The sequence below is a fragment of the Streptomyces sp. NPDC127177 genome, from assembly GCF_042672475.1.
GTDB lineage: Bacteria > Actinomycetota > Actinomycetes > Streptomycetales > Streptomycetaceae > Streptomyces.
In genome coordinates this window covers 15,684-37,711 of sequence record NZ_JBHXUW010000039.1, presented here as the reverse complement: position 1 = coordinate 37,711, position 22,028 = coordinate 15,684, and the positions used below count along the sequence as shown (strand labels likewise).

Sequence of the window (22,028 nt, the reverse complement as noted above, 5' to 3'; positions counted from 1 at the left end):
GCCGGGTGTTGGGTCAATTCTACGGGGCGTGGTGAGGGGGACGGGACGCACCCGCCCCCCTCGGTGAGCCGGAGGCTCAGGAGACGCCGAGCTCCTTGGCGTTGGCCTTGAGGTCCTCGATGCCACCGCACATGAAGAACGCCTGCTCGGGGAAGTGGTCGTACTCGCCGTCGGCGATCGCGTTGAACGCGGCGATCGACTCGTCGAGCGGAACGTCCGAACCGTCCACGCCGGTGAACTGCTTGGCGACGTGGGTGTTCTGCGACAGGAACCGCTCGATGCGACGGGCGCGGAAGACGGTGAGCTTGTCCTCCTCGCCGAGCTCGTCCATACCGAGAATGGCGATGATGTCCTGGAGGTCCTTGTACTTCTGAAGGATCCCCTTGACCCGCATTGCGGTCTCGTAGTGGTCCTTCGCGATGTAACGCGGGTCCAGGATCCGGGACGTGGAGTCCAGCGGGTCCACGGCCGGGTAGATGCCCTTCTCGGAGATCGGACGGGAAAGAACCGTCGTCGCGTCGAGGTGGGCGAAGGTGGTGGCCGGAGCCGGGTCGGTCAGGTCGTCCGCGGGGACGTAGATCGCCTGCATCGAGGTGATCGAGTGACCACGGGTCGACGTGATGCGCTCCTGGAGGAGACCCATCTCGTCGGCCAGGTTCGGCTGGTAACCCACCGCGGACGGCATACGGCCGAGCAGGGTGGACACCTCGGAGCCGGCCTGGGTGTACCGGAAGATGTTGTCGATGAAGAAGAGCACGTCCTGCTTCTGCACATCGCGGAAGTACTCCGCCATGGTCAGACCGGCGAGCGCGACCCGAAGGCGCGTCCCCGGCGGCTCGTCCATCTGACCGAAGACAAGCGCCGTCTTGTCGATGACGCCGGACTCGGCCATCTCCTCGATGAGGTCGTTGCCCTCACGGGTACGCTCACCGACACCCGCGAACACCGACACACCGTCGTGGTTGTTGGCCACGCGGTAGATCATTTCCTGGATCAGCACGGTCTTGCCGACACCGGCACCACCGAACAGACCGATCTTTCCACCCTTGACGTACGGGGTGAGAAGGTCGATGACCTTGACGCCGGTCTCGAACATCTCGGTCTTCGACTCGAGCTGGTCGAAGTTGGGCGCCTTGCGGTGGATCGGCCAGCGCTCGGTGACCTCGGCCTCGGCCTCGGGCTTGTTCAGGATCTCACCAAGGGTGTTGAACACCTTGCCCTTGGTCATCTCACCGACCGGCACCGTGATGCCGTTGCCCGTGTCCGTCACCGGGGCCTGGCGGACCAGACCGTCGGTGGGCTGCATCGAGATCGCGCGGATCACGCCGTCGCCGAGGTGCTGGGCAACCTCGAGCGTCAGCTTCTTGATCTTGCCGTCCTCGGCCGGGTCGGCCACCTCGACGGTCAGCGCGTTGTAGATCTCCGGCATCGCGTCGACGGGGAACTCCACGTCGACGACCGGGCCGATGACCCGGGCGACGCGGCCCGTGGCAACGGCCGTCTCAACTGTGGTCGTCATTACTTGTCACTCCCCGCGGTCGCGTCGGCCAGCGCACTGGCACCGCCGACGATCTCGCTGATTTCCTGGGTGATTTCGGCCTGGCGGGCCGCGTTGGCAAGCCGGGAGAGGCTCTTGATGAGCTCACCGGCGTTGTCGGTGGCCGACTTCATCGCGCGGCGGCGGGCAGCGTGCTCGGAAGCAGCGGCCTGCAGCAGCGCGTTGTAGATCCGGCTCTCGACGTACCGCGGAAGCAGGGCGTCCAGGACGTCCTCCGCCGACGGCTCGAAGTCGAACAGCGGCAGGATCTCTCCCTTGCCGTCCTCGTCCTTCGTGAGGTCGAGGCTGAGCGGCAGCATCCGGTTGTCCACCGGGTTCTGCGTCATCATCGAGATGAACTCGGTGAAGACGATGTGCAGCTCGTCCACGCCGCCCTCGGCGGTCTCCTGGGTGACTGCCTCGATCAACGGGGCGGCCGCCCGCTTCGCATCCGCGTACGTCGGGCTGTCGGTGAAGCCGGTCCACGACTCCGCGACCTTGCGCTCGCGGAAGTTGTAGTAGGCGACACCCTTGCGGCCGATCACGTACGTGACGACCTCCTTGCCCTCACCGCGCAGCCGCTCGGTCAGCTTCTCCGCGGCCTTGATGGCGTTGGAGGAGTAACCGCCGGCCAGACCGCGGTCGCTCGTGACGAGCAGGATCGCGGCCCGTGCCGGAGTCTCGGCCTCGGTGGTCAGCGGGTGCTTGGTGGTCGAACCGGTGGCCACAGCCGTGACCGCACGGTTCAGCTCGGTGGCATACGGCATCGAGGCCGCCACCTTGCGCTGCGCCTTGACGATGCGCGAGGCGGCGATCATCTCCATCGCCTTGGTGATCTTCTTCGTGGCGGTGACGGAGCGGATGCGGCGCTTGTAAACGCGAAGCTGAGCGCCCATCGATCAGCCCTCGCCCAGAAGCTTGCCGTCCGAGGTCTCGAACTGCTGCTTGAAGGCGGCGATCGCCTCGGCGATCGACTGCAGCGTGTCGTCGGACATCTTGCCGCCCTCGACAATGCTGGTCAGGAGGTCCTTGCGCTCGCGGCGCATGTACTCCAGCAGCTCGCTCTCGAAGCGACGGATGTCCTCGACCGGGACGTCGTCCATCTTGCCCGTGGTGCCGGCCCAGACCGAGACGACCTGCTCCTCGACCGGGATCGGCGCGTACTGCGGCTGCTTCAGCAGCTCGACCATGCGCTTACCGCGCTCCAGCGAGGCCTTCGAGGCCGCGTCCAGGTCGGAACCGAAGGCGGCGAACGCCTCCAGCTCGCGGTACTGGGCGAGGTCCACGCGAAGCCGGCCGGAGACCTGCTTCATGGCCTTGTGCTGGGCGGAGCCACCGACTCGCGAGACCGAGATACCGACGTTCAGTGCCGGACGCTGGCCGGCGTTGAACAGGTCGGACTCCAGGAAGCACTGGCCGTCGGTGATGGAGATGACGTTGGTCGGAATGAACGCCGACACGTCGTTCGCCTTGGTCTCGACGATCGGGAGGCCCGTCATCGAACCGGCACCCATGTCGTCGGAGAGCTTGGCGCAACGCTCCAGCAGACGCGAGTGCAGGTAGAAGACGTCGCCCGGGTAGGCCTCGCGGCCCGGCGGACGGCGAAGCAGAAGCGATACGGCGCGGTAGGCGTCGGCCTGCTTCGAGAGGTCGTCGAAGATGATCAGGACGTGCTTGCCCGCGTACATCCAGTGCTGGCCGATGGCCGAACCGGTGTACGGCGCGAGGTACTTGAAGCCGGCCGGGTCGGACGCCGGGGCGGCGACGATGGTCGTGTACTCGAGCGCGCCGGCCTCTTCGAGGGCACCGCGCACGGAGGCGATGGTGGAGCCCTTCTGACCGATGGCGACGTAGATGCAGCGCACCTGCTTGTTCACGTCGCCCGAACGCCAGTTGTCACGCTGGTTGATGATCGTGTCGACGGCCAGCGCGGTCTTACCCGTCTGACGGTCGCCGATGATCAGCTGACGCTGACCACGGCCGATCGGCACCATGGCGTCGACGGCCTTGTAGCCGGTCTGCATCGGCTCGTGCACCGACTTACGGACCATGACGCCAGGGGCCTGCAGCTCGAGGGCGCGGCGGCCGTCGGTCGCGATCTCGCCGAGACCGTCGATCGGGTTGCCGAGCGGGTCGACGACGCGGCCGAGGTAACCCTCGCCGACGCCGACGGAGAGCACCTCACCGGTGCGCTGCACCGGCTGGCCCTCCTCGATTCCGCTGAACTCGCCGAGGACGATCGCACCGATCTCGCGCTCCTCGAGGTTGAGGGCGAGACCGAGGGTGCCGTCCTCGAACTTCAGCAGCTCGTTCGCCATGGCGGAGGGCAGGCCCTCCACCTTCGCGATGCCGTCGCCGGCAACGCTGACCGTACCGACCTCCTCGCGCGAGGCCGCGTCCGGCTTGTACGACTGGACAAAGTTCTCCAGCGCGTCCCGGATCTCCTCCGGCCGGATCGTGAGCTCCGCCATCTGGGTTCCCTGCTCTCCTTGTTGGGCCCGAAGTTTCTTAAGGGGGTCTGGGGGCCGACCCCCAGGAATCTTCTGCAATTTCTGCACGGCCCAACCGGGCCGCTGGTCTTGCTCTGTCTCTGTTACTGCGCCGGGCTGGGTCAGCCGGCCATCCGTCGGGTCGCCTCGTCGAGACGCTCCGCGATGGTGCCGTTGATGACCTCGTCACCGACGCGCACCGTGACTCCGCCGAGGACCTCGGGGTCCACATCGAGATTCAGGTGCATCTGGCGGCCGTAGATCTTCGCCAGGGCGGCGCCGAGGCGCTGCTTCTGCCGGTCGTTCAACGGCACTGCCGAGGTGACGATCGCGACCGTACGGTCACGGCGCTCCGCGGCAAGCTTGGAGAGGGACTCGAGTCCCTCTTCCAGGCTACGTCCCCGGGGCTGGGTGACAAGCCGCACGATGATGCGCTCGGTGACGGGCCGTGCCTTGCCGCCGAGCAGGCTGCGGAGCAGCTCGCCCTTGGCGGCGGAGGTCGCGGTCCGGCTGGTGAGCGCGGCGCGCAGCTCCGGGTCGGAGGCGACGATCCGGCCGAACCGGAAGATCTCGTCCTCGACGTCGTCGAGGTCTCCGCCGCGCTGGGCGGCGGTGAGGTCCGCGGTGTTGGCCAGTGCCTCGACCGCGTCGACCAGGTCACGCGAGCGCGACCAGCGCGAACGGACCATGCCGGAGACCAGATCGACGGCTTCGCCGCCCACCTGGCCGCGCAGCAGACGCCCGGCCAGCTCGGCCCTGGCCTCGCCGGCCTGCGCCGGGTCGGTCAGGACCCGGCGCAGCGACACCTCGCGGTGCAGCAGCGCCGTGACGCCGGCCAGGTCCTCGGCGAGCTTCGCCGCATCGACCGACGTGCTGTCGGTCAGTGCGTCGAGACGCTCACGTGCGGCAGCCAGTGCCTCGCGGCTCGCGCCGTTCATCGGACGGCCTCGGCCTTCGCCTCGAGCTCGTCGAGGAAACGGTCGACGGTGCCGCTCTGCCGGGCGTGGTCCTCGAGGGACTCGCCGACGAGCTTGCCGGCCAGGGCGGTGGCGAGCTTGCCCACGTCCTGACGCAGCGCGGACGCCGCGGCCTTGCGGTCGGCCTCGATCTGGGCGTGACCCGCGGCGACGATCTCCTCGCGCTGCCGCTGACCTTCCGCCCGCATCTCCTGCAGGATCACGGCGCCCTGCTCCTGCGCCTCCTGGCGCATACGAGCGGCTTCGTGGCGGGCCTCGGCGAGCTGAGCCTTGTACTGCTCAAGAACGCTCTGGGCCTCGGTCTGGGCCGCATCGGCCTTTTCGATACCGCCTTCGATGGCCTCGCGACGCTCGTCCAGAACCTTGTTGATGTTCGGGAGGAGCTTCTTGGCGAGGAAGCCGAAGACGATGAGGAAGGCGATGAGGCCGATGACGAGCTCAGGGATCGGCGGGATGAGCGGGTTTTCCGTCTCAGCCGCGATCGTAAGCATCTGGCTCACGTCAGTGCCTTTCGTCTAGGGGGCTTGTCTGAATCCGTGGATCAGGAGCCGTAGACGAACGGCATGACCAGACCGATGAGGGCGAGCGCCTCACAGAAGGCGAAGCCGAGAATCTGGTTGGCACGGATCAGGCCGGCAGCCTCGGGCTGACGGGCCAGGGCCTGGGTGCCGTTACCGAAGATGATGCCGACGCCGACGCCGGGGCCGATGGCCGCGAGGCCGTAGCCGATGGAGCCGAGAGCCTTCAGGTCGCCGGTGACAGCGGCAAGGGTCGAAGACATGCCAGTTCTTCCTTCTCTTTCAAGAACCGGTGGGGGTTGGCCACCGGACGAGTACGGATGGTTCGGGCGGGACTCAGTGGTCCTCTGCGAGCGCACCCTGGATGTAGGTGCAGGTCAGCAGCACGAAGACGTACGCCTGCAGCGCTTGGATGAAGAGCTCGAAGGCCGTCATCACAACGGTCATCACGAAGGAGACGCCCGCGTAGGCGAAACCGATGCCGTTCAACAGGTACCAACTGGCGATCGTGAAGAGCAGCAGCAGCGTGTGTCCCGCGAACATGTTCGCGAACAGTCGGACGGCGTGAGTGAACGGCCGAACCAGCAGGCTCGAGAACAGCTCGATGGCTCCGGCGAGGTACGCCACCCCGCCAAGAGACTTGTCGAAGTGTGCAAAGTTCTTGAACGCCCCGACGAAGCCATGGCGCTTGAACGTCAGGCTGACCCACAGGATATAGACGAGGATCGCGAGCACCGCGGGGTACGCGATGATCGACGTCACCGGGAACTGGGCGACCGGAATGATCGACCAGAGGTTCATCATCCAGACGAAGAAGAACAGCGAGACGACGAGCGGAACGTACTTCTCGCCCTCGCGCTTCCCCATCGTCTCGTAGACGACGCCGCGGCGGATGAAGTCGTATCCCGTCTCGGCAATCATCTGCAGCTTGCCAGGGACGACCTTCGGCTTGCGGAAGGCGGCCCAGAAGAAGCCGACGATGATGATCGAGCCGAGCAGGGCCAGCAGCATCGGCTTGTTGAAGTACAGGTTGCTGTCCGCGTCACCCCACAGGGGCTCGAACAGGAACGAATGCAAGCCAGGTGCGTCGAAACCACAGCCGGAAAAGATGTGGCAATCGGTCTCGAAGGCGAGCACCTGTGTCGGGTCAGCACTCACCGCGGGCTCCTTCAGCGTGGCGCATAGGTACGGCAACCTCGTTGTGTCGGCGCGGCGCGCAGCCGCGGTTCGGCACTGGACTGGTGTTACGGATGTGTGAGCGGCAGTCAGGCAATGAGCCTCGCGATCGAGCAGGCGTCAGCTCACATGCCCGCGCCCGCAGTGCCGCAGTTGGAACCGGACGATAGCAGGGTCCTGAACTCGCGTTTATCCCGCCCCTACCCTTCACGCCCGGGACCCCGTGCTCTCGGACTTCTCGCCCTTGTCGGAGTCGGGTTCGACGTAAAGGATCTTGGCCTTCATATGCGCACGCGCCTGTGCGCCGATCCACACGAGAGTCGTCACGACCAGTGTGATCGCGAAGGCCTTCGGGTTGAACATCGTGGTGTTCTTGAAGACAGCCACGAAGATGACCAACAGGAGGAGCTGGGCCGTATACAGCATCAGCCCCATCGCCTGGAACAGGTGGGGCAGGGACTTGGCGGTCCGTTGCAGGACCACCAGTCCGATCCCCATGAAGAGGACGACCACGACCGTCGCGATGATCGCGCCCAGGGCTCCCTTGCCACCCGCGACGCCAGCGCTGACGGCGGCGGCTACGGCGCCGGCGACAGCGGTGGGTACGGCGGTCTGGAGGAGAGTCCGGACGTCATTGGACGGCATGGCGGCAGCTCCGCTTGCTGGGGGTCGGCAGTGTGTCGTCATGGACGAGCGTAGGCGCCCGGTCCGAGTCGATGCCTCGGGCCAATGGACCGTGCTACTCAGGTCCTTCGGCTCTGTCACCGGGCTTCGTGAACGGTATCACAAACTATTTGATGAGGTCTTTACTCAAAAAGTGTGGTTGCTGTCACACGTGAGAGCTACTTGGCGCGTGTGAGCGGGACAACCCAACGAGTTGTCTGGTAATGCCCCTTGATGACCGAATCATCGACGCGTCGAACCAGCCTTGCGCCGGTCCGGGAAACGCGAACGAGGGCCAACAGCGGTCGCCCCGTTGACGCCGGAGACTCCTGCGGCGATCGGGGCCCGCGTCGCCCCCTCGGCGCCGTCCTGCCCCATCTGGGCATCCGGGGAAGCCTGTTGGCCGTCCGTCGCCCCCGCCTCGGCCTCCGCGGGCCCACGGCGCCGGCGCCGGTAGCGGGGCGGCACGACGCGCTGCGCCCACAGCGGAGCGCGCGGGGTGAAGCGGGGCATCAGGAGCAGAATCAGCCCGAGCGCGCTCAGGCCCACGATCACCAGGACGATCCACATCGAGGCCGAGTGCACGGAGTAGCCGACCGCACCGAAGGCGATCAGGGCCGACCAGAAGTACATGATCAGCACCGACCTGCTGTGCGAGTGGCCGATCTCCAGCAGGCGGTGGTGCAGATGGCCGCGGTCCGCCGCGAAGGGCGACTGGCCGTTCCAGGTGCGCCGCACGATCGCCAGCACCAGGTCGGCCGCCGGGATCGCGATGATGGTGAGCGGCAGCAGCAGGGGGATGAAGACCGGCAGCATCGCGTGGGTCGCCTGGCGCTCGCTGCCCTCGAAGATCTTCATCGTGTCCGGGTCGACCTGTCCGGTGACGGAGATCGCGCCGGCCGCCAGGACCAGGCCGATCAGCATCGAGCCCGAGTCGCCCATGAAGATCCGGGCCGGGTGCATGTTGTGCGGCAGGAAGCCGAGGCACATGCCCATCAGGATCGCCGTGAACAGCGTCGCCGGGGCGGCCGCCTCGATCATGTGCCCGTACCAGAGCCGGTAGGTGTAGAGGAAGAACGCGGCGGATGCGATGAGGACCATGCCGGCCGCCAGACCGTCCAGTCCGTCGACGAAGTTCACCGCGTTGATCGTGATGACGACCAGGGCCACCGTGAGCAGCGTGCCCTGCCACTGGGTGAGGGCGACCGTGCCGACGCCCGGGATCGGCAGCCACAGGATCGTCAGGCCCTGGAGGACCATGACCGCCGCGGCGATCATCTGTCCGCCGAGCTTGATCAGGGCGTCGATCTCGAACTTGTCGTCCAGGACACCGATCAGCCAGATCAGCGCGGCGCCGGAGAGCAGCGCCCGGGGCTCGCTGGAGAGGTCGAAGACGCTGTCCAGGTTGGCCAGGTGATCGGCGACGATCAGACCGGCGCACAGCCCGCCGAACATGGCGATGCCACCGAGCCTCGGGGTCGGTTCCCGGTGGACGTCACGCGCACGGATCGCGGGCATCGCCCCGACCGCGATGGCGAACTTTCGCACCGGGCCGGTGAGCAGATACGTCACCGCAGCCGTGACACAGAGCGTCAGCAAGTAATCACGCACGGGCTGCCCCACAAATGTCGCCGGCCATCTCAGCCCACACCTTAACTATGTCGGCCTCATGGTTGAGGACACGGCGGTACGGGCGATGGTTGCACGAGGCGCCCCCATTCAGGACATAGGGGCCATGTCACCCGGGGTACGGCGGAAATTTCGCGGCCAGTTCCCGCACCTCCGTGAGGACGTCGCCCTCCTCGCGGACCGCGGCACCGAACAGCACCGCGAGCCGGGTCATGGCGGCGTCGCCCATGCCCTGGGTGGTGACGGCGGCGGTGCCCAGCCTGATGCCCCGGGCGTCTCCGTACGGAAGCGCGCAGGTGTCCAGCACCAGGCCCGCGGCGGCCAGCCGGGCGCGGGCGGTCCGACCGTCGACGCCGAGCGGGGCAGGATCCGCGACGATCAGGTGGGTGTCCGTGCCGCCGGTGGTGACGTCGAACCCCTCGGCCTCCAGTCCGGCGGCCAGCACCCGGGCGTGGGAGACCACGCGATGGGCGTACGCGGCGAAGGCCGGTGTCCCCGCCTCGTGGAACGCAACGGCCTTCGCCGCCACCGTGTGCATCTGGGCGCCACCCTGGGTGAAGGGGAAGACCGCCCGGTCGATCCGCTCCGCCAGCTCGCTGCCGCAAAGGATCATGCCGCCCCGCGGTCCGCGCAGCACCTTGTGGGTGGTGGCGCAGACGACGTCCGCGTACGGGACGGGGTTCGGGGCCGCTCCCCCGGCGATCAGCCCCATCGGGTGCGCGGCGTCGGCGATGAGGTAGGCGCCCACCTCGTCGGCGATCTCGCGGAAGGCCTGGTGGTCCGGGTGGCGCGGGTAGGAGATGGAGCCGCTGACGATCGCCTTCGGGCGGTGGGTGCGTGCCAGGGTGCGCACCTGCTGGTAGTCGATCAGCCCGCTCTCGGAGTCCACGCCGTAGCCGATGAACCGGAACCAGCGGCCGGAGAAGTTGGCGGGTGAGCCGTGGGTGAGGTGCCCGCCGTACGGGAGTCCCATCGCGAGCACCGTGTCGCCGGGCCGCAGCAGCGCCGCGTACGCCGCGAGTACGGCCGAGGAGCCGGAGTGCGGCTGGACGTTGGCGTGCTCGGCGCCGAAGAGCGCGGTGGCCCGCCGGACGGCGATGCGCTCGGCTGCGTCCGCCTGCTCGCAGCCGCCGTGGTGGCGGGCGCCGGGGTAGCCCTCGGCGTACTTGTTGGCGAGCGGCGAGCCGAGGGCGGCGAGGACGGCGGGCGAGGTGAAGTTCTCGGCGGCGGTCAGCTGGAGCGTGCCGGACTGCCGCCGTACCTCACCCAGCAGCACATCGGCGATCTCCGGGTCCTCCCTGAGCAGGGCGCCGAAGTCCTGCGGCAGGGTGGCTGTGCGGGCGGCAGGAGTGGTGACCGGCATCGGGGGCTCCGGGCCTGGGGAGGAGTGCGCTGGCGTCAGCTCCAATGTAGGCCCGCGAGGGGCCCGCTGCCCGCTGTCACGGCGCCGGATGCACCCGTACGGACGGGGAAGGGCCCCAGCCGCTCAGCGCGGGGCGGATACGCCGGTCAAGGCCGTGACGACCGGCTCCAGGGCCTGGTTGATCTCGTCGCCGATGGACCGGAAGAACGTGATCGGGGCGCCGTACGGGTCGTACACCTCGTCGGCCTCCGCGGTCGGGGCCAGCAGCCAGCCGCGCAGCGCGGCGGCCGCGCGGACCAGCGCGCGGGCGCGTTCGACAACGCCCTCGTCGGCGGCGTCGGGCAGCGTCGCGGGGTCTATGGCCCGGACCAGCCGGGTGAACTCCTTGAGCGTGAAGGTCCGCAGGCCGGCCGAGTGCCCCATCGAGATCACCTGGGCCCGGTGGTCGCGGGTGGCGGTGAGGACCAGATCGGCACGGATCACGTGCTCGTCCAGCAGCTCACGGCCGACGAAGCCGGTGGCGTCGGCGCCGAAGTCGGCGAGGACCACCTCGGCGTTGGCCTCCATCGGGGCACCCTCGTGCCCCCAGGTACCGGCACTCTCCACGATCAGACCGCCCTGGAGCGGGTCGCCGAGGCGGTCCACGAGGGCATGGCGGGTCAGCCGCTCGGTGATCGGCGAGCGGCAGACATTGCCGGTGCTGACGTGGAGGATGCGGAAAGTGTCGGTCTGCCCCGCTATGCCACGCCCCTCAGGGGCGGTCAATTGGCCACCTCGAGGTCGGGTACCACCTTGCGCAGCTCCTCCGCGGAGAGCGCGCCGGCGCGCAGCAGGACCGGCACCTTGCCGGTGACGTCGACGATCGAGGACGGGACGATGCCCGGCGTCGGACCGCCGTCGAGGTAGACCGAGACGGAGTCGCCGAGCATCTCCTGGGCGGCGTCGCAGTCCTCGGGCGAGGGGTGTCCGGTGAGGTTGGCGCTGGAGACGGCCATCGGGCCGACCTCGGTGAGCAGCTCGATGGCGACCGGGTGCAGCGGCATCCGGATGGCGACGGTGCCGCGGGTGTCGCCGAGGTCCCACTGGAGGGACGGCTGGTGCTTGGCGACGAGCGTGAGGGCGCCGGGCCAGAAGGCGTCGACGAGCTCCCAGGCCTGCTCGGAGAAGTCGGTGACCAGACCGTGCAGGGTGTTCGGGGAACCGATCAGGACGGGGGTCGGCATGTTGCGGCCGCGCCCCTTGGCGTCCAGCAGGTCGACGACGCCTTCGGTACTGAAGGCGTCCGCACCGATCCCGTACACCGTGTCGGTGGGCAGCACGACCAGTTCACCGCGGCGGACGGCGGACGCGGCCTCGCGCAGACCCGTCGTACGGTCGGTCGCGTCGTTGCAGTCGTATCGCCGTGCCATCAGCCGGCCTCCTCAAGCGTGTTCGGGTAGGGCTGGAACGGGTCCTGGCCGCCGGTCACGGCATCGCCTTGCGGGCCGTGGCGAACCGGGGGCGCTTGTTCAGGTCGGGGTGGTCGGCCGCGTCGGCCCAGCCCCGCTCCTCGGTGAAGATCCACGGCACCTGCCCGCCCTGGGTGTCGGCGTGCTCGATGACGACGAGGCCGCCGGGGCGCAGCAGACGGTGTGCGGTGCGCTCGATGCCCCGGATGGTGTCGAGGCCGTCCTCACCGGAGAAGAGTGCCATCTGGGGGTCGTGGTCACGGGCCTCCGGTGCCACGTACTCCCATTCGGTGAGCGGGATGTACGGCGGGTTGGAGATGACCAGGTCGACCTGCCCGTCGAGCTCGGGAAGGGCCGTCAGAGCGTCTCCCCGGTGCACGGTGACCCTGGACTCCTCGGCGTTCTTCCTGGTCCATTTGAGGGCGTCCTCGGACAGCTCCACGGCGTGCACGCGTGAGCGCGGCACCTCCTGGGCCATGGCGAGGGCGATGGCCCCGGATCCCGTGCAGAGGTCGACGATCAGCGGTTCGACGACATCCATCGCGCGGACGGCGTCTATCGCCCAGCCGACCACCGACTCGGTCTCCGGGCGCGGCACGAAGACCCCGGGCCCCACCTGGAGTTCCAGATAGCGGAAGAAGGCGCGTCCGGTGATGTGCTGGAGCGGTTCGCGGGCCTCGCGCCGGGCGATGGTCTCCCAGTAGCGGGCGTCGAAGTCGGCGTCCGGCACGTTGTGCAGCTCGCCCCGCTTGACGCCGTGCACGAACGCGGCGAGTTCCTCCGCGTCGAATCGCGGCGAAGGCACACCGGCGTCGGCCAGCCGCTGGGTGGCCTGGGCCACCTCGGCGAGCAGCAGGTTCATCGCGGTTCTCCGTACAGGTTCACGAGCGGTGCGGGGTGGTGGAGCTTGGGTCGGCCGTCTCAGGCGGCGGCGAGCTTGGCTGCGGAGTCGGCGTCGACGCATGCCTGGATCACGGCGTCCAGCTCACCGTCGAGCACCTGGTCCAAGTTGTACGCCTTGAAGCCGACGCGGTGGTCCGAGATCCGGTTTTCCGGGAAGTTGTACGTACGGATCTTCTCGGAACGGTCGACCGTACGCACCTGGCTGCGCCGTACGTCCGAGGCCTCCTGCTCAGCGGCCTCCTGAGCGGCGGCGAGGAGCCTGGAGCGCAGGATGCGCATGGCCTGCTCCTTGTTCTGGAGCTGGCTCTTCTCGTTCTGGCAGGAGGCCACGACACCGGTGGGCAGGTGCGTGATGCGGACGGCGGAGTCCGTGGTGTTGACGGACTGGCCGCCGGGGCCCGAGGAGCGGTAGACGTCGATGCGCAGGTCGTTGGCGTGGATCTCGACGTCGACCTCCTCGGCCTCGGGCGTGACGAGCACGCCTGCGGCGGAGGTGTGGATGCGGCCCTGGGACTCGGTGGAGGGCACGCGCTGCACACGGTGCACGCCGCCCTCGTACTTCATCCGGGCCCAGACTCCCTGGCCGGGTTCGGTGGCCCCGTTGCCGCCCTTGGTCTTCACCGCGACCTGGACGTCCTTGTAGCCGCCGAGCTCGGACTCCGTGGAGTCGATGATCTCGGTCTTCCAGCCGACGCGCTCGGCGTAGCGCAGGTACATCCGCAGCAGATCGCCGGCGAACAGGGCGGACTCGTCGCCGCCCGCGCCCGCCTTGATCTCCAGGAGCACGTCCTTGTCGTCGCTGGGGTCCCGGGGCACGAGCAGGAGGCGGAGCTTCTCGGTGAGCTCCTCGCGCTCCTTCTCCAGGTCCTTGACCTCGGCGGCGAAGTCGGGGTCGTCGGCGGCGAACTCGCGGGCCGTCTCGATGTCGTCGGCGTTCTGCTTCCAGGAGCGGTACGTGGCGACGATCGGGGTCAGCTCGGCGTAGCGCTTGTTGAGCTTGCGCGCGTTCGCCTGGTCGGCGTGGACCGACGGGTCCGCGAGCTTCTTCTCGAGATCGGACTGTTCGCCGATCAGTTCCTCGACCGCCTCGAACATCTTCGGGCTCCTGGTTTCTACGCTCGACGTGCCTGCCGGCCGGCGGGATGCCTGCCGGGCGGGATACGGGGGCGCCGTGTCCCGGCCGGAAAAAACGCCGGTCACGGCGCCCCCTGGGAAGAGGGCGCCGAGAACCGGCGCAGTTGGCTCGCTACTTGCTGGCGGAGCCGGCGGCCTTGCCGAAGCGGGCCTCGAAGCGGGCCACACGGCCACCGGTGTCGAGGATCTTCTGCTTGCCCGTGTAGAACGGGTGGCACTCGGAGCAGACGTCCGCACGGATGGCGCCGCTGTCCAGGGTGGACCGGGTGGTGAACGACGCGCCACAGGTGCAGCTGACCTGGGTCTCGACGTACTGGGGGTGGATTTCGCGCTTCAAGGGATTCTCCTAGTTTCGGGAGGGCTCCGGGTCGTACGCGCGGATTGCGTGTCCGTGAACCGGGGCCGACGGACCAGTCTGCCAGGACCGGCCGTATCTCCCAAAACCGGGGTGGGCGGGGAACTATTCCCCGGCACTCCCGGTCACTGGACGATGTCGCCCGCGTCACCCTTGTCGCCCGCGGACTTCTCGGTGGCGGACGCGGGGATCGGCCGGTCGGTGCGGAGCGCCGCCCAGACCTGCTTGCCGGCCTTCTCCTGCGGTATGACGCGGTTCGGGTCGGCCGGGTCGTACTCGACCGGCAGGGTCACCATGTGGACGTCGTCGGAGCCCAGGCCCTTGATGCCGTTGGCGAAGCCCGCGAGCTTCTTGACCGAGCCCAGGTCGGAGTCGGTCGTGATGGCCTTGGTCGCCGTGTCCGCGAGACCGTACAGCTTGGTGCCGTTGAGGATGCCGACGCTCTTCGCCTGCACCATCAGCGCCTTGATGAAGGACTGCTGGAGCTGGATCCGGCCGAGGTCGCTGCCGTCGCCGACGCTGTGGCGGGTACGGACCAGTCCGAGCGACTCCTCGCCGTTCAGCGTCTGGGTGCCCGGCTCCAGGTCGAGATGGCTCTTGGGGTCGTTGATCGCCTTCTTGGTGGTGATCCCGACGCCGCCGAGCTTGTCGATCAGCTTCTTGAAGCCGGTGAAGTCGACCTCCAGGTAGTGGTCCATCCGGATCCCGGACATCGACTCGACGGTCTTGACCGCGCAGGCCGGACCGCCGACCTCGTACGCGGTGTTGAACATCGCGCGCTGCACGCCCGGGACGTCCGCGCCGCTCTCGTCGCTCTTGCACTCGGGCCGGGAGACGAGGGTGTCGCGCGGGATGGAGACGACACTCGCGCTCTTGTGGCCCTTGTTGACGTGGAGGACCATCGCGGTGTCCGAACGGGCGCCTCCCTGGTCGACGCCGTACTTCGCGTTCGCACCGGAGCGGGAGTCGGAGCCCAGCACGAGGATGTCCTCGGAGCCGTTGTCGACGTTCTTGGGACGGTTCTTGCCGAGGGCGTTGTTGATGTCGACGGCCTTGAGGTTGCCGTCGAGCTGGAAGTAGGCGTAACCGAGTCCGCCCCCGCCGACCACGACCAGTCCGGCCAGGCTCCAGGCGGCTATGACGATCCCCCTGCGGCGGCGGGACGCCTTCCTCCGGCGTTTGCCGGTGGCCCGTATTCGGCTGTTGCTCCCGCTCTGCTCGGTCATCCGTCTCCTCGTTCCCTCGACTGCTCCCGGCTACCCCCTGCTGTGGTGTGCGGGTCCCAGCGCGCCTCGTCGCTCTTGAGTACGACGCGGCGGCGACAAGAAGGGTTGCACAGGGCCCGGTGGCGTCCGGGTAAGCGGAGGGCGGTGCCGAGGAGCGCGGCGGCAGCCGATGATCCGGCGTTCACCTGCGGTTTCCTGCCCGGGGCCGGCGACGCGGGACGGAGGTGCGGTGCGGTGTCCGTGTGGCGAAGGTCTCGGATCGGCAACGGTCCGGGCAGCCCCGCCGCGCCCGGCGCACGGCACAGGGCCGCCCCCGGCACCGAAGTGGCGGGGGCGGCCCTGTGGACGGCTGCCGTGCGGCTGCGAGCTAGTCGTTATTGCCCGGGGCCGGCGTCGTCTTCTGGATCTGGAGCAGGAACTCCGCGTTGGACTGGGTCTTCTTCATCCGGTCCAGGAGGAGCTCGATCGCCTGCTGCTGGTCGAGCGCGTGGAGCACCCGGCGCAGCTTCCAGACGATCGCCAACTCGTCGCTGCCGAGCAGGATTTCTTCCTTACGGGTGCTGGACGCGTCGACGTCCACCGCCGGGAAGATGCGCTTGTCGGAGAGCTTGCGGTCGAGCTTGAGCTCCATGTTGCCGGTGCCCTTGAACTCCTCGAAGATCACCTCGTCCATGCGCGAGCCGGTCTCGACGAGCGCGGTGGCCAGGATGGTCAGCGAGCCACCGTCCTCGATGTTCCGCGCGGCACCGAAGAAGCGCTTCGGCGGGTACAGCGCGGTCGAGTCGACACCACCGGACAGGATGCGGCCGGAGGCCGGGGCGGCGAGGTTGTACGCGCGTCCCAGACGGGTGATCGAGTCCAGCAGGACGACCACGTCGTGACCCAGCTCCACGAGGCGCTTGGCGCGCTCGATGGCCAGCTCGGCGACGGTGGTGTGGTCCTCGGCGGGACGGTCGAAGGTCGAGGAGATGACCTCGCCCTTCACCGACCGCTGCATGTCGGTGACCTCTTCCGGACGCTCGTCGACCAGGACGACCATCAGGTGGCACTCGGGGCTGTTGACCGTGATCGCGTTGGCGATCGCCTGCAGGATCATGGTCTTACCGGTCTTCGGCGGGGCCACGATCAGGCCTCGCTGGCCCTTGCCGATGGGGGCGACCAGGTCGATGATCCGCGTCGTCAGGATGTTGGAGTCGGTCTCCAGGCGGAGCCGGTCCTGCGGGTAGAGCGGCGTCAGCTTCTGGAACTCCGGGCGGCCGCGGCCGGTTTCGGGCGCCATGCCGTTGACCGAGTCGAGGCGGACCAGCGCGTTGAACTTCTCGCGGCGCTCGCCGTCCTTGGGCTGGCGCACCGCGCCGGTGACGTGGTCGCCCTTGCGCAGTCCGTTCTTGCGGACCTGCGCCAGCGAGACGTACACGTCGTTCGGGCCCGGCAGGTAGCCGGAGGTCCGGATGAACGCGTAGTTGTCGAGGATGTCCAGGATGCCCGCGACGGGGATCAGGACGTCGTCGTCGGTGACCGGCGGTGCGTCACTCGCGAAGTCGTCGCGGCCACGACGGCCACGGCGGTCGCGGTAACGGCCACGGCGGCCACGACGGCCGCCCTCGTCGTCGAAGCCGTCGTCCTGCGGTCCGCCGCCGCCCTGCTGGCCCTGGCCCTGGTTCTGACCCTGGTTCTGGCCCTGTCCCTGACCCTGGCGCTGCTGGCGCTGGCCGCCCTGGCCGCCGCCCTGCTCGTCGCCGCCCTTGCCGCGGCGGTCGCGCTGGCGCTCACGGCGGTCGCCGCGGTCACCGCGGTCGCCACGCTGCCCACGGTCCTGCCGGTCGCCACGACGGCCCTCGGCGTTGTCCGCGGCGGTCTCGGCCTTGGACTCGGAACGGTCCTCGGCGGGCGTCTCACGCTTCGGCTCGTCCTGCGTCCGGTCCTTGGACTGCGCCTTGGTGTCGCCCTTGGAGTCGGTCTTGGTCTCCGGGCTGCCCGCCTGAGCGGTCGCACGACGGCGACGGCGCTCGCCCGCGGGCTGCTCGTCGTTGGCCGGCTGACCGGGGATGTCGATCTGCTGCTGGGCGGCAGACTTGTCCGCGGGAGCGGCGGCCGGCGTCTCGTCCCCGGCGCCGGTGCGCGCCTTGGAGGTGGCCCGGCGCTTCGGCTTGGTCTCGGCCTCGTCGGCGGAGGCCGCGGGGGCGGCCTTGGCCTTGGGGGCGGAGGAGCCGGCCTGGGCCTCCTTGATGACCTCGATCAGCTGGCTCTTGCGCATCCGCGCAGTGCCCTTGATACCGAGGCCGGACGCGACCTGCTGCAGCTCGGCCAGGACCATGCCGTCAAGGCCGGTGCCGGAGCGGCGGCGCCGTGCGGTGGTGCCAGTGGCAGCACCTTCGGCGGGCGCGGCACTGTCGACGCTCTTGTCGGCAGTCACGCCCATCAGATCGGTGGTGTCGCTCACGAAGGGTCCTTCCCTGGAGCGGACGTCGGCCTTCTGGCTCGGCGACCGGTTGTGCTGTCCGACTGCGGTCTTTGGTTGTGCGGACCGTGCCGGGGCGGTGGTCCGCCGGGTAGGTACGGCGGAGAGGTGAACGTGTGCATGGGCCCGGCGCGAGCATCCCCCTGCTCGGCCCACTCCTGGACGAGCGAGGGGTGTCGTGCCGGTTCCGGAGCGTGCTCGAAACTGCTCAGGCAGGCTGCTCAGGCAGTTGGGGAGGCTCCCGGAAGAAATGGTGGTCCCGGAAAGGGACACGAAGCAACGCGCCACATAGACGTCGATTGCAGACTTGAGGTTAACACTACCGGCTCCAACAAACATTCCCCCTCTCACGCCCCGGCAATCACTTCTCGGCTACGGGGCGAGCGGCAGCACGCTCGCACCCGGGGCGTCGAGAGACAGCCGATTGGCCGCCCATCCCTCGCCCGCCAGCCGTGCGACCTTGTCGGCCGCACCGTCCTCGGCCAGTGCCAGCACGGTGGGGCCGGCACCGGAGATGACTGCGGGGACGCCGTCCGCGCGCAGCCGGTTCACGAGTTCCACGCTCTGCGGCATCGCCGGTGAGCGGTATTCCTGGTGCAGCCGGTCCTCGGTGGCCGTGAGCAGCAGCTCGGGGCGCCTGGTCATGGCCTCGACGAGGAGGGCGGCACGGCCCGCGTTGAAGGCGGCGTCGACGTGCGGGACGGTCCGCGGCAGCAGTCCGCGGGCGGTCTCGGTGAGCACCGGGTTGCCGGGGACGAAAACCACCGGAACGATGGAATCCGCAGGGTCCATCCTGATCGCGCGGGCCGACCCGCCGTCCATCCAGGCGAGCGTGAACCCGCCGAGCAGACAGGCCGCGACGTTGTCCGGGTGGCCCTCGATCTCGGTGGCGAGCTCCAGCAGCGCCGTGTCGTCCAGTCGGGCGTCGCCGCCGGTCGTCACGGCGCGGGCGGCGACGATGCCCGCGCAGATGGCGGCGGAGGACGAGCCGAGGCCGCGTCCGTGCGGGATGCGGTTGGCGCAGACGATCTCCAGGCCGCGGGGCTGTCCGCCGAGCAGGTCGAAGGCGGTGCGCAGGGACCGTACGAGCAGGTGGTTCTCGTCGCGGGGCAGCGTGTCCGCGCCCTCGCCCGCGATGTCGATGTGCAGCCCGGCGTCGGCGACGCGGACGACGACGTCGTCGTACAGGCCCAGCGAGAGGCCGAGGGCGTCGAAGCCCGGGCCCAGATTGGCGCTGGTTGCCGGTACGCGCACCCGTACGGCGGCGGCTCGGAAGGCGGGACCGGCCATCGCTCTGACGACTCTCCTTGTGAGGCGGCGGGGAATTCGAGGGGCCGCGAGATATTCGGGGTCTCTTCTGCGGCTCTTCGGGGTATTGCACGAGTCCGGGAATGGACCGACGGCCGCTACGGCCTGCGCACCCCGGGCATATGCGGCGGGGTGGGTTGGGTACAGCTTATCGAAGGAAGGTTCTGTGGCGACATAGGGCGCACAGGAGGCGCACGATGCGTGTCGCACACCGCCGGTGCGCTCTCCGTCCCGAAAAAGGCGGTTGGGCCGCCTTCCTGACGAATTCGCGGCCGTGCCGCCGCCCCGGACCCGAAAGGCGCCGGGGTCCGGGGCAGCGGCGTGGCAAGCCGTGCGGTGCGTACTACGCGAGGCCGAGCTTCTCGGCGGCGGCGACCGCGTCCACCGGGACGGTGACCGGCTGCGGCGCACCGGCGACGGCCCAGTCCGGGTCCTTCAGTCCGTTGCCGGTGACCGTGCAGACGATCCGCTGGCCCCGGTCGACCTTGCCCTCCTCGGCCGCCTTGAGCAGACCGGCGACCGACGCGGCCGACGCGGGCTCCACGAAGACGCCCTCCTGCGAAGCCAACAGCCGGTACGCGGCCAGGATCTGCCGGTCCGTCACCTCGTCGATGAATCCACCCGACTCGTCCCGTGCGGCGAGCGCGTACTGCCACGAGGCCGGGTTGCCGATCCGGATGGCGGTGGCGATGGTCGACGGGTCCTTGACGACCTCGCCGCGCACGATGGGCGCCGAGCCGGAGGCCTGGAAGCCCCACATCCGCGGCTTGTGCGTGGACAGGGCGTCCCCGGCGTACTCGGTGTAGCCCTTCCAGTACGCGGTGATGTTGCCCGCGTTGCCCACCGGCAGCACGTGGATGTCCGGGGCGTCGCCGAGTGCGTCGACGATCTCGAAGGCCGCGGTCTTCTGGCCCTCGATGCGGACCGGGTTGACCGAATTGACCAGCGCCACCGGGTAGTTGTCCGAGAGCGAGCGGGCCAGCGTCAGGCAGTCGTCGAAGTTTCCGTCGACCTGGAGGATCTTGGCGCCGTGCACGAGCGCCTGCCCCATCTTGCCGAGCGCGATCTTGCCCTGCGGCACGAGGACGGCGCAGACCATGCCCGCGCGGACCGCGTACGCGGCGGCGGAGGCGGAGGTGTTGCCGGTGGAGGCGCAGATGACGGCCTGCGCACCCTCCTCCTTGGCCCGGGTGATCGCCATGGTCATTCCGCGGTCCTTGAAGGACCCGGTGGGGTTGGCGCCCTCGACCTTGAGGTGCACCTCGCAGCCCGTGCGCTCGGAGAGGACCTGAGCGGGTACGAGCGGCGTGCCGCCCTCACGGAGCGTGACGACCGGCGTCGTGCTCGTGACCGGGAGACGGTCCCGGTACTCCTCGATGATGCCGCGCCACTGGTGGGTGCCCTTGGTGGTCATGGGTCCTTACTCCCCTTCAACACGCATGATGCTGGCGACACCGCGTACGGTGTCGAGCTTGCGCAGCGCCTCGACGGTCCCGGAGAGGGCGGCGTCGGGCGCGCGGTGGGTGACGACGACGAGCGAAGCCTCGCCGCTCTTGTCCTGTCGGCCTTTCTGGCGGACCGTATCGATGGATACGCCCTGTTCGGCGAAGACCGTCGCTACCTGGGCGAGTACGCCAGGCTTGTCGGCCACGTCGAGACTGATGTGGTACCGCGTGACGACATCACCCATGGGGCTGACCGGCAGACGCGTGTACGCGGACTCACCGGGGCCGGGGGCCTCGTTGAGTTTGTTGCGGCAGACCGCGACGAGGTCACCGAGGACCGCGGAGGCGGTCGGAGCGCCGCCCGCGCCTGGACCGTAGAACATCAGCTGCCCGGCGGCCTCGGCCTCGACGAACACCGCGTTGTACGCCTCGCGGACGGAGGCCAGCGGGTGGCTGAGCGGAATCATCGCGGGGTGCACGCGGGCCGTGACCGACCGCCCGTCGGCGGCGCGCTCGCAGATGGCGAGGAGCTTGACTGTGCAGCCCATGCGGCGGGCGGACGCGATGTCGGCGGCGGTGACCTCGGTGATGCCCTCGCGGTGCACGTCACCGATCTTCACCCGGGTGTGGAAGGCGATCCCGGCGAGGATCGCGGCCTTGGCGGCGGCGTCGAAGCCCTCGACGTCGGCGGTGGGGTCGGCCTCGGCGTAGCCGAGCGCGGTGGCCTCGTCGAGCGCCTCGGAGTACCCGGCGCCGCTGGTGTCCATCCTGTCGAGGATGAAGTTCGTGGTGCCGTTGACGATGCCGAGGACCCGGTTGACCTTGTCCCCCGCGAGGGACTCGCGCAGCGGCCGGACGAGCGGGATGGCACCGGCGACGGCGGCCTCGTAGTAGAGGTCCCGGCCGTGCTGTTCGGCGTCGGCGTGCAGGGCCGCGCCGTCCTCGGCGAGCAGGGCCTTGTTGGCGGAGACGACGCTGGCGCCGTGCTCGAAGGCGGAGCGGATGAGCGTGCGGGCGGGCTCGATGCCACCGATGACCTCGATGACGACGTCGATGTCGCCCCGTTTGACCAGGGCCGTCGCGTCGGTGGTGATCAGTGCGGGGTCGATGCCCTCGCGCACCTTGGAGGGCCGGCGCACGGCGACACCGGCGAGCTCCACCGGCGCGCCGATGCGCGCGGCGAGGTCGTCGGCGTGCGTCGTCATGATGCGCGCCACCTCTGAGCCGACCACTCCACAGCCCAGCAGCGCCACCTTCAGCGGACGCGTACGCATCATCCGACCTCGTTTCCTTTACATCTGATGTATGGACCAGTCTCACTCACCGGACGGGCGTTCCTGCCACCCGTCCGGATCCTGAGATGTTTACGGGGGACCTGGGGTGCGTCCCGGGAAAT

At 69.1% G+C, this 22,028-nt stretch carries 20 protein-coding genes; all 20 read right to left on the bottom strand.

Translation table 11 applies throughout. The features are described from left to right. Positions 1-76: 76 nt before the first annotated feature. The 20 genes from atpD to ACFVJX_RS23430 all read right to left on the bottom strand — a co-directional run bounded on the left by atpD (position 77) and on the right by ACFVJX_RS23430 (position 21,909). Positions 77-1,519: a F0F1 ATP synthase subunit beta gene (gene atpD, locus ACFVJX_RS23525; RefSeq protein WP_384129461.1), complete on the bottom strand. Its 1,443-nt coding sequence runs from the start codon at positions 1,517-1,519 to the stop codon at positions 77-79. Further along, positions 1,519-2,433, bottom strand: a complete 915-nt coding sequence (locus ACFVJX_RS23520; RefSeq protein WP_384129464.1) for a F0F1 ATP synthase subunit gamma — start codon at positions 2,431-2,433, stop codon at positions 1,519-1,521. The genes atpD and ACFVJX_RS23520 overlap by 1 nt, the downstream gene beginning before the upstream one ends. Before the next feature lie 3 nt (positions 2,434-2,436). Next, positions 2,437-4,008, bottom strand: coding sequence for a F0F1 ATP synthase subunit alpha (gene atpA, locus ACFVJX_RS23515; RefSeq protein ID WP_384129467.1), 1,572 nt, complete (start codon positions 4,006-4,008; stop codon positions 2,437-2,439). A gap of 140 nt (positions 4,009-4,148) precedes the next feature. Continuing rightward, positions 4,149-4,964, bottom strand: coding sequence for a F0F1 ATP synthase subunit delta (locus ACFVJX_RS23510; protein ID WP_384129470.1), 816 nt, complete (start codon positions 4,962-4,964; stop codon positions 4,149-4,151). Then, a complete protein-coding gene (locus ACFVJX_RS23505; RefSeq protein WP_384129555.1) occupies positions 4,961-5,494 on the bottom strand; it encodes a F0F1 ATP synthase subunit B in 534 nt (177 codons plus the stop codon). The genes ACFVJX_RS23510 and ACFVJX_RS23505 overlap by 4 nt, the downstream gene beginning before the upstream one ends. A gap of 50 nt (positions 5,495-5,544) precedes the next feature. Next, positions 5,545-5,784, bottom strand: a complete 240-nt coding sequence (locus ACFVJX_RS23500) for an ATP synthase subunit C (RefSeq protein ID WP_055538220.1) — start codon at positions 5,782-5,784, stop codon at positions 5,545-5,547. 73 nt (positions 5,785-5,857) lie between these two features. Further along, positions 5,858-6,694, bottom strand: coding sequence for a F0F1 ATP synthase subunit A (gene atpB, locus ACFVJX_RS23495; RefSeq protein WP_384129558.1), 837 nt, complete (start codon positions 6,692-6,694; stop codon positions 5,858-5,860). 210 nt (positions 6,695-6,904) lie between these two features. Further along, positions 6,905-7,342, bottom strand: coding sequence for a hypothetical protein (locus tag ACFVJX_RS23490; protein ID WP_384129473.1), 438 nt, complete (start codon positions 7,340-7,342; stop codon positions 6,905-6,907). Between the two features lie 261 nt (positions 7,343-7,603). Next, positions 7,604-8,983, bottom strand: a complete 1,380-nt coding sequence (locus ACFVJX_RS23485; protein ID WP_384129477.1) for an MraY family glycosyltransferase — start codon at positions 8,981-8,983, stop codon at positions 7,604-7,606. A 115-nt stretch (positions 8,984-9,098) separates the two neighbouring features. Beyond that, a complete protein-coding gene (gene glyA, locus ACFVJX_RS23480; protein WP_384129480.1) occupies positions 9,099-10,352 on the bottom strand; it encodes a serine hydroxymethyltransferase in 1,254 nt (417 codons plus the stop codon). 123 nt (positions 10,353-10,475) lie between these two features. Then, a complete protein-coding gene (locus ACFVJX_RS23475; RefSeq protein ID WP_384129482.1) occupies positions 10,476-11,117 on the bottom strand; it encodes a protein-tyrosine-phosphatase in 642 nt (213 codons plus the stop codon). Beyond that, positions 11,114-11,761 (bottom strand): L-threonylcarbamoyladenylate synthase, encoded by a 648-nt coding sequence (locus ACFVJX_RS23470; RefSeq protein ID WP_384129485.1) that lies wholly within the window; start codon positions 11,759-11,761, stop codon positions 11,114-11,116. Before ACFVJX_RS23470 ends, ACFVJX_RS23475 begins: the two co-directional genes overlap by 4 nt. A 55-nt stretch (positions 11,762-11,816) precedes the next feature. Further along, the gene (gene prmC / locus ACFVJX_RS23465; RefSeq protein ID WP_384129488.1) at positions 11,817-12,662 is read right to left on the bottom strand and encodes a peptide chain release factor N(5)-glutamine methyltransferase; all 846 of its coding nucleotides are present in this window, start codon (positions 12,660-12,662) and stop codon (positions 11,817-11,819) included. 59 nt (positions 12,663-12,721) lie between these two features. Then, positions 12,722-13,798 (bottom strand): peptide chain release factor 1, encoded by a 1,077-nt coding sequence (prfA, locus tag ACFVJX_RS23460; RefSeq protein WP_384129491.1) that lies wholly within the window; start codon positions 13,796-13,798, stop codon positions 12,722-12,724. A 151-nt stretch (positions 13,799-13,949) separates the two neighbouring features. Next, positions 13,950-14,174, bottom strand: coding sequence for a 50S ribosomal protein L31 (gene rpmE / locus ACFVJX_RS23455; protein WP_123461667.1), 225 nt, complete (start codon positions 14,172-14,174; stop codon positions 13,950-13,952). A 143-nt stretch (positions 14,175-14,317) separates the two neighbouring features. After that, positions 14,318-15,418 (bottom strand): LCP family protein, encoded by a 1,101-nt coding sequence (locus ACFVJX_RS23450; protein WP_384129495.1) that lies wholly within the window; start codon positions 15,416-15,418, stop codon positions 14,318-14,320. Positions 15,419-15,785: 367 nt separating this feature from the next. After that, positions 15,786-17,861: a transcription termination factor Rho gene (gene rho, locus ACFVJX_RS23445; protein ID WP_384129498.1), complete on the bottom strand. Its 2,076-nt coding sequence runs from the start codon at positions 17,859-17,861 to the stop codon at positions 15,786-15,788. A gap of 390 nt (positions 17,862-18,251) precedes the next feature. Continuing rightward, positions 18,252-19,169: a homoserine kinase gene (thrB, locus tag ACFVJX_RS23440; protein WP_384129501.1), complete on the bottom strand. Its 918-nt coding sequence runs from the start codon at positions 19,167-19,169 to the stop codon at positions 18,252-18,254. 361 nt (positions 19,170-19,530) lie between these two features. Next, positions 19,531-20,601, bottom strand: coding sequence for a threonine synthase (thrC, locus tag ACFVJX_RS23435; protein WP_384129504.1), 1,071 nt, complete (start codon positions 20,599-20,601; stop codon positions 19,531-19,533). 6 nt (positions 20,602-20,607) lie between these two features. Continuing rightward, positions 20,608-21,909: a homoserine dehydrogenase gene (locus ACFVJX_RS23430; protein ID WP_384129507.1), complete on the bottom strand. Its 1,302-nt coding sequence runs from the start codon at positions 21,907-21,909 to the stop codon at positions 20,608-20,610. Positions 21,910-22,028: the final 119 nt, after the last annotated feature.

Excerpts from the sequence above, each read along its gene's own strand:
- ACFVJX_RS23450 (WP_384129495.1), bottom strand. The coding sequence starts at position 15,418 with ATGACCGAGCAGAGCGGGAGCAACAGCCGAATACGGGCCACCGGCAAA.
- ACFVJX_RS23490 (WP_384129473.1), bottom strand. The coding sequence starts at position 7,342 with ATGCCGTCCAATGACGTCCGGACTCTCCTCCAGACCGCCGTACCCACC.
- glyA (WP_384129480.1), bottom strand. The coding sequence starts at position 10,352 with ATGCCGGTCACCACTCCTGCCGCCCGCACAGCCACCCTGCCGCAGGAC.
- thrB (WP_384129501.1), bottom strand. The coding sequence starts at position 19,169 with ATGGCCGGTCCCGCCTTCCGAGCCGCCGCCGTACGGGTGCGCGTACCG.
- ACFVJX_RS23505 (WP_384129555.1), bottom strand. The coding sequence starts at position 5,494 with ATGCTTACGATCGCGGCTGAGACGGAAAACCCGCTCATCCCGCCGATC.
- atpD (WP_384129461.1), bottom strand. The coding sequence starts at position 1,519 with ATGACGACCACAGTTGAGACGGCCGTTGCCACGGGCCGCGTCGCCCGG.
- ACFVJX_RS23430 (WP_384129507.1), bottom strand. The coding sequence starts at position 21,909 with ATGATGCGTACGCGTCCGCTGAAGGTGGCGCTGCTGGGCTGTGGAGTG.
- prfA (WP_384129491.1), bottom strand. The coding sequence starts at position 13,798 with ATGTTCGAGGCGGTCGAGGAACTGATCGGCGAACAGTCCGATCTCGAG.
- ACFVJX_RS23500 (WP_055538220.1), bottom strand. The coding sequence starts at position 5,784 with ATGTCTTCGACCCTTGCCGCTGTCACCGGCGACCTGAAGGCTCTCGGC.
- ACFVJX_RS23520 (WP_384129464.1), bottom strand. The coding sequence starts at position 2,433 with ATGGGCGCTCAGCTTCGCGTTTACAAGCGCCGCATCCGCTCCGTCACC.
- ACFVJX_RS23470 (WP_384129485.1), bottom strand. The coding sequence starts at position 11,761 with ATGGCACGGCGATACGACTGCAACGACGCGACCGACCGTACGACGGGT.
- ACFVJX_RS23510 (WP_384129470.1), bottom strand. The coding sequence starts at position 4,964 with ATGAACGGCGCGAGCCGCGAGGCACTGGCTGCCGCACGTGAGCGTCTC.
- thrC (WP_384129504.1), bottom strand. The coding sequence starts at position 20,601 with ATGACCACCAAGGGCACCCACCAGTGGCGCGGCATCATCGAGGAGTAC.
- atpA (WP_384129467.1), bottom strand. The coding sequence starts at position 4,008 with ATGGCGGAGCTCACGATCCGGCCGGAGGAGATCCGGGACGCGCTGGAG.
- prmC (WP_384129488.1), bottom strand. The coding sequence starts at position 12,662 with ATGAACCTGCTGCTCGCCGAGGTGGCCCAGGCCACCCAGCGGCTGGCC.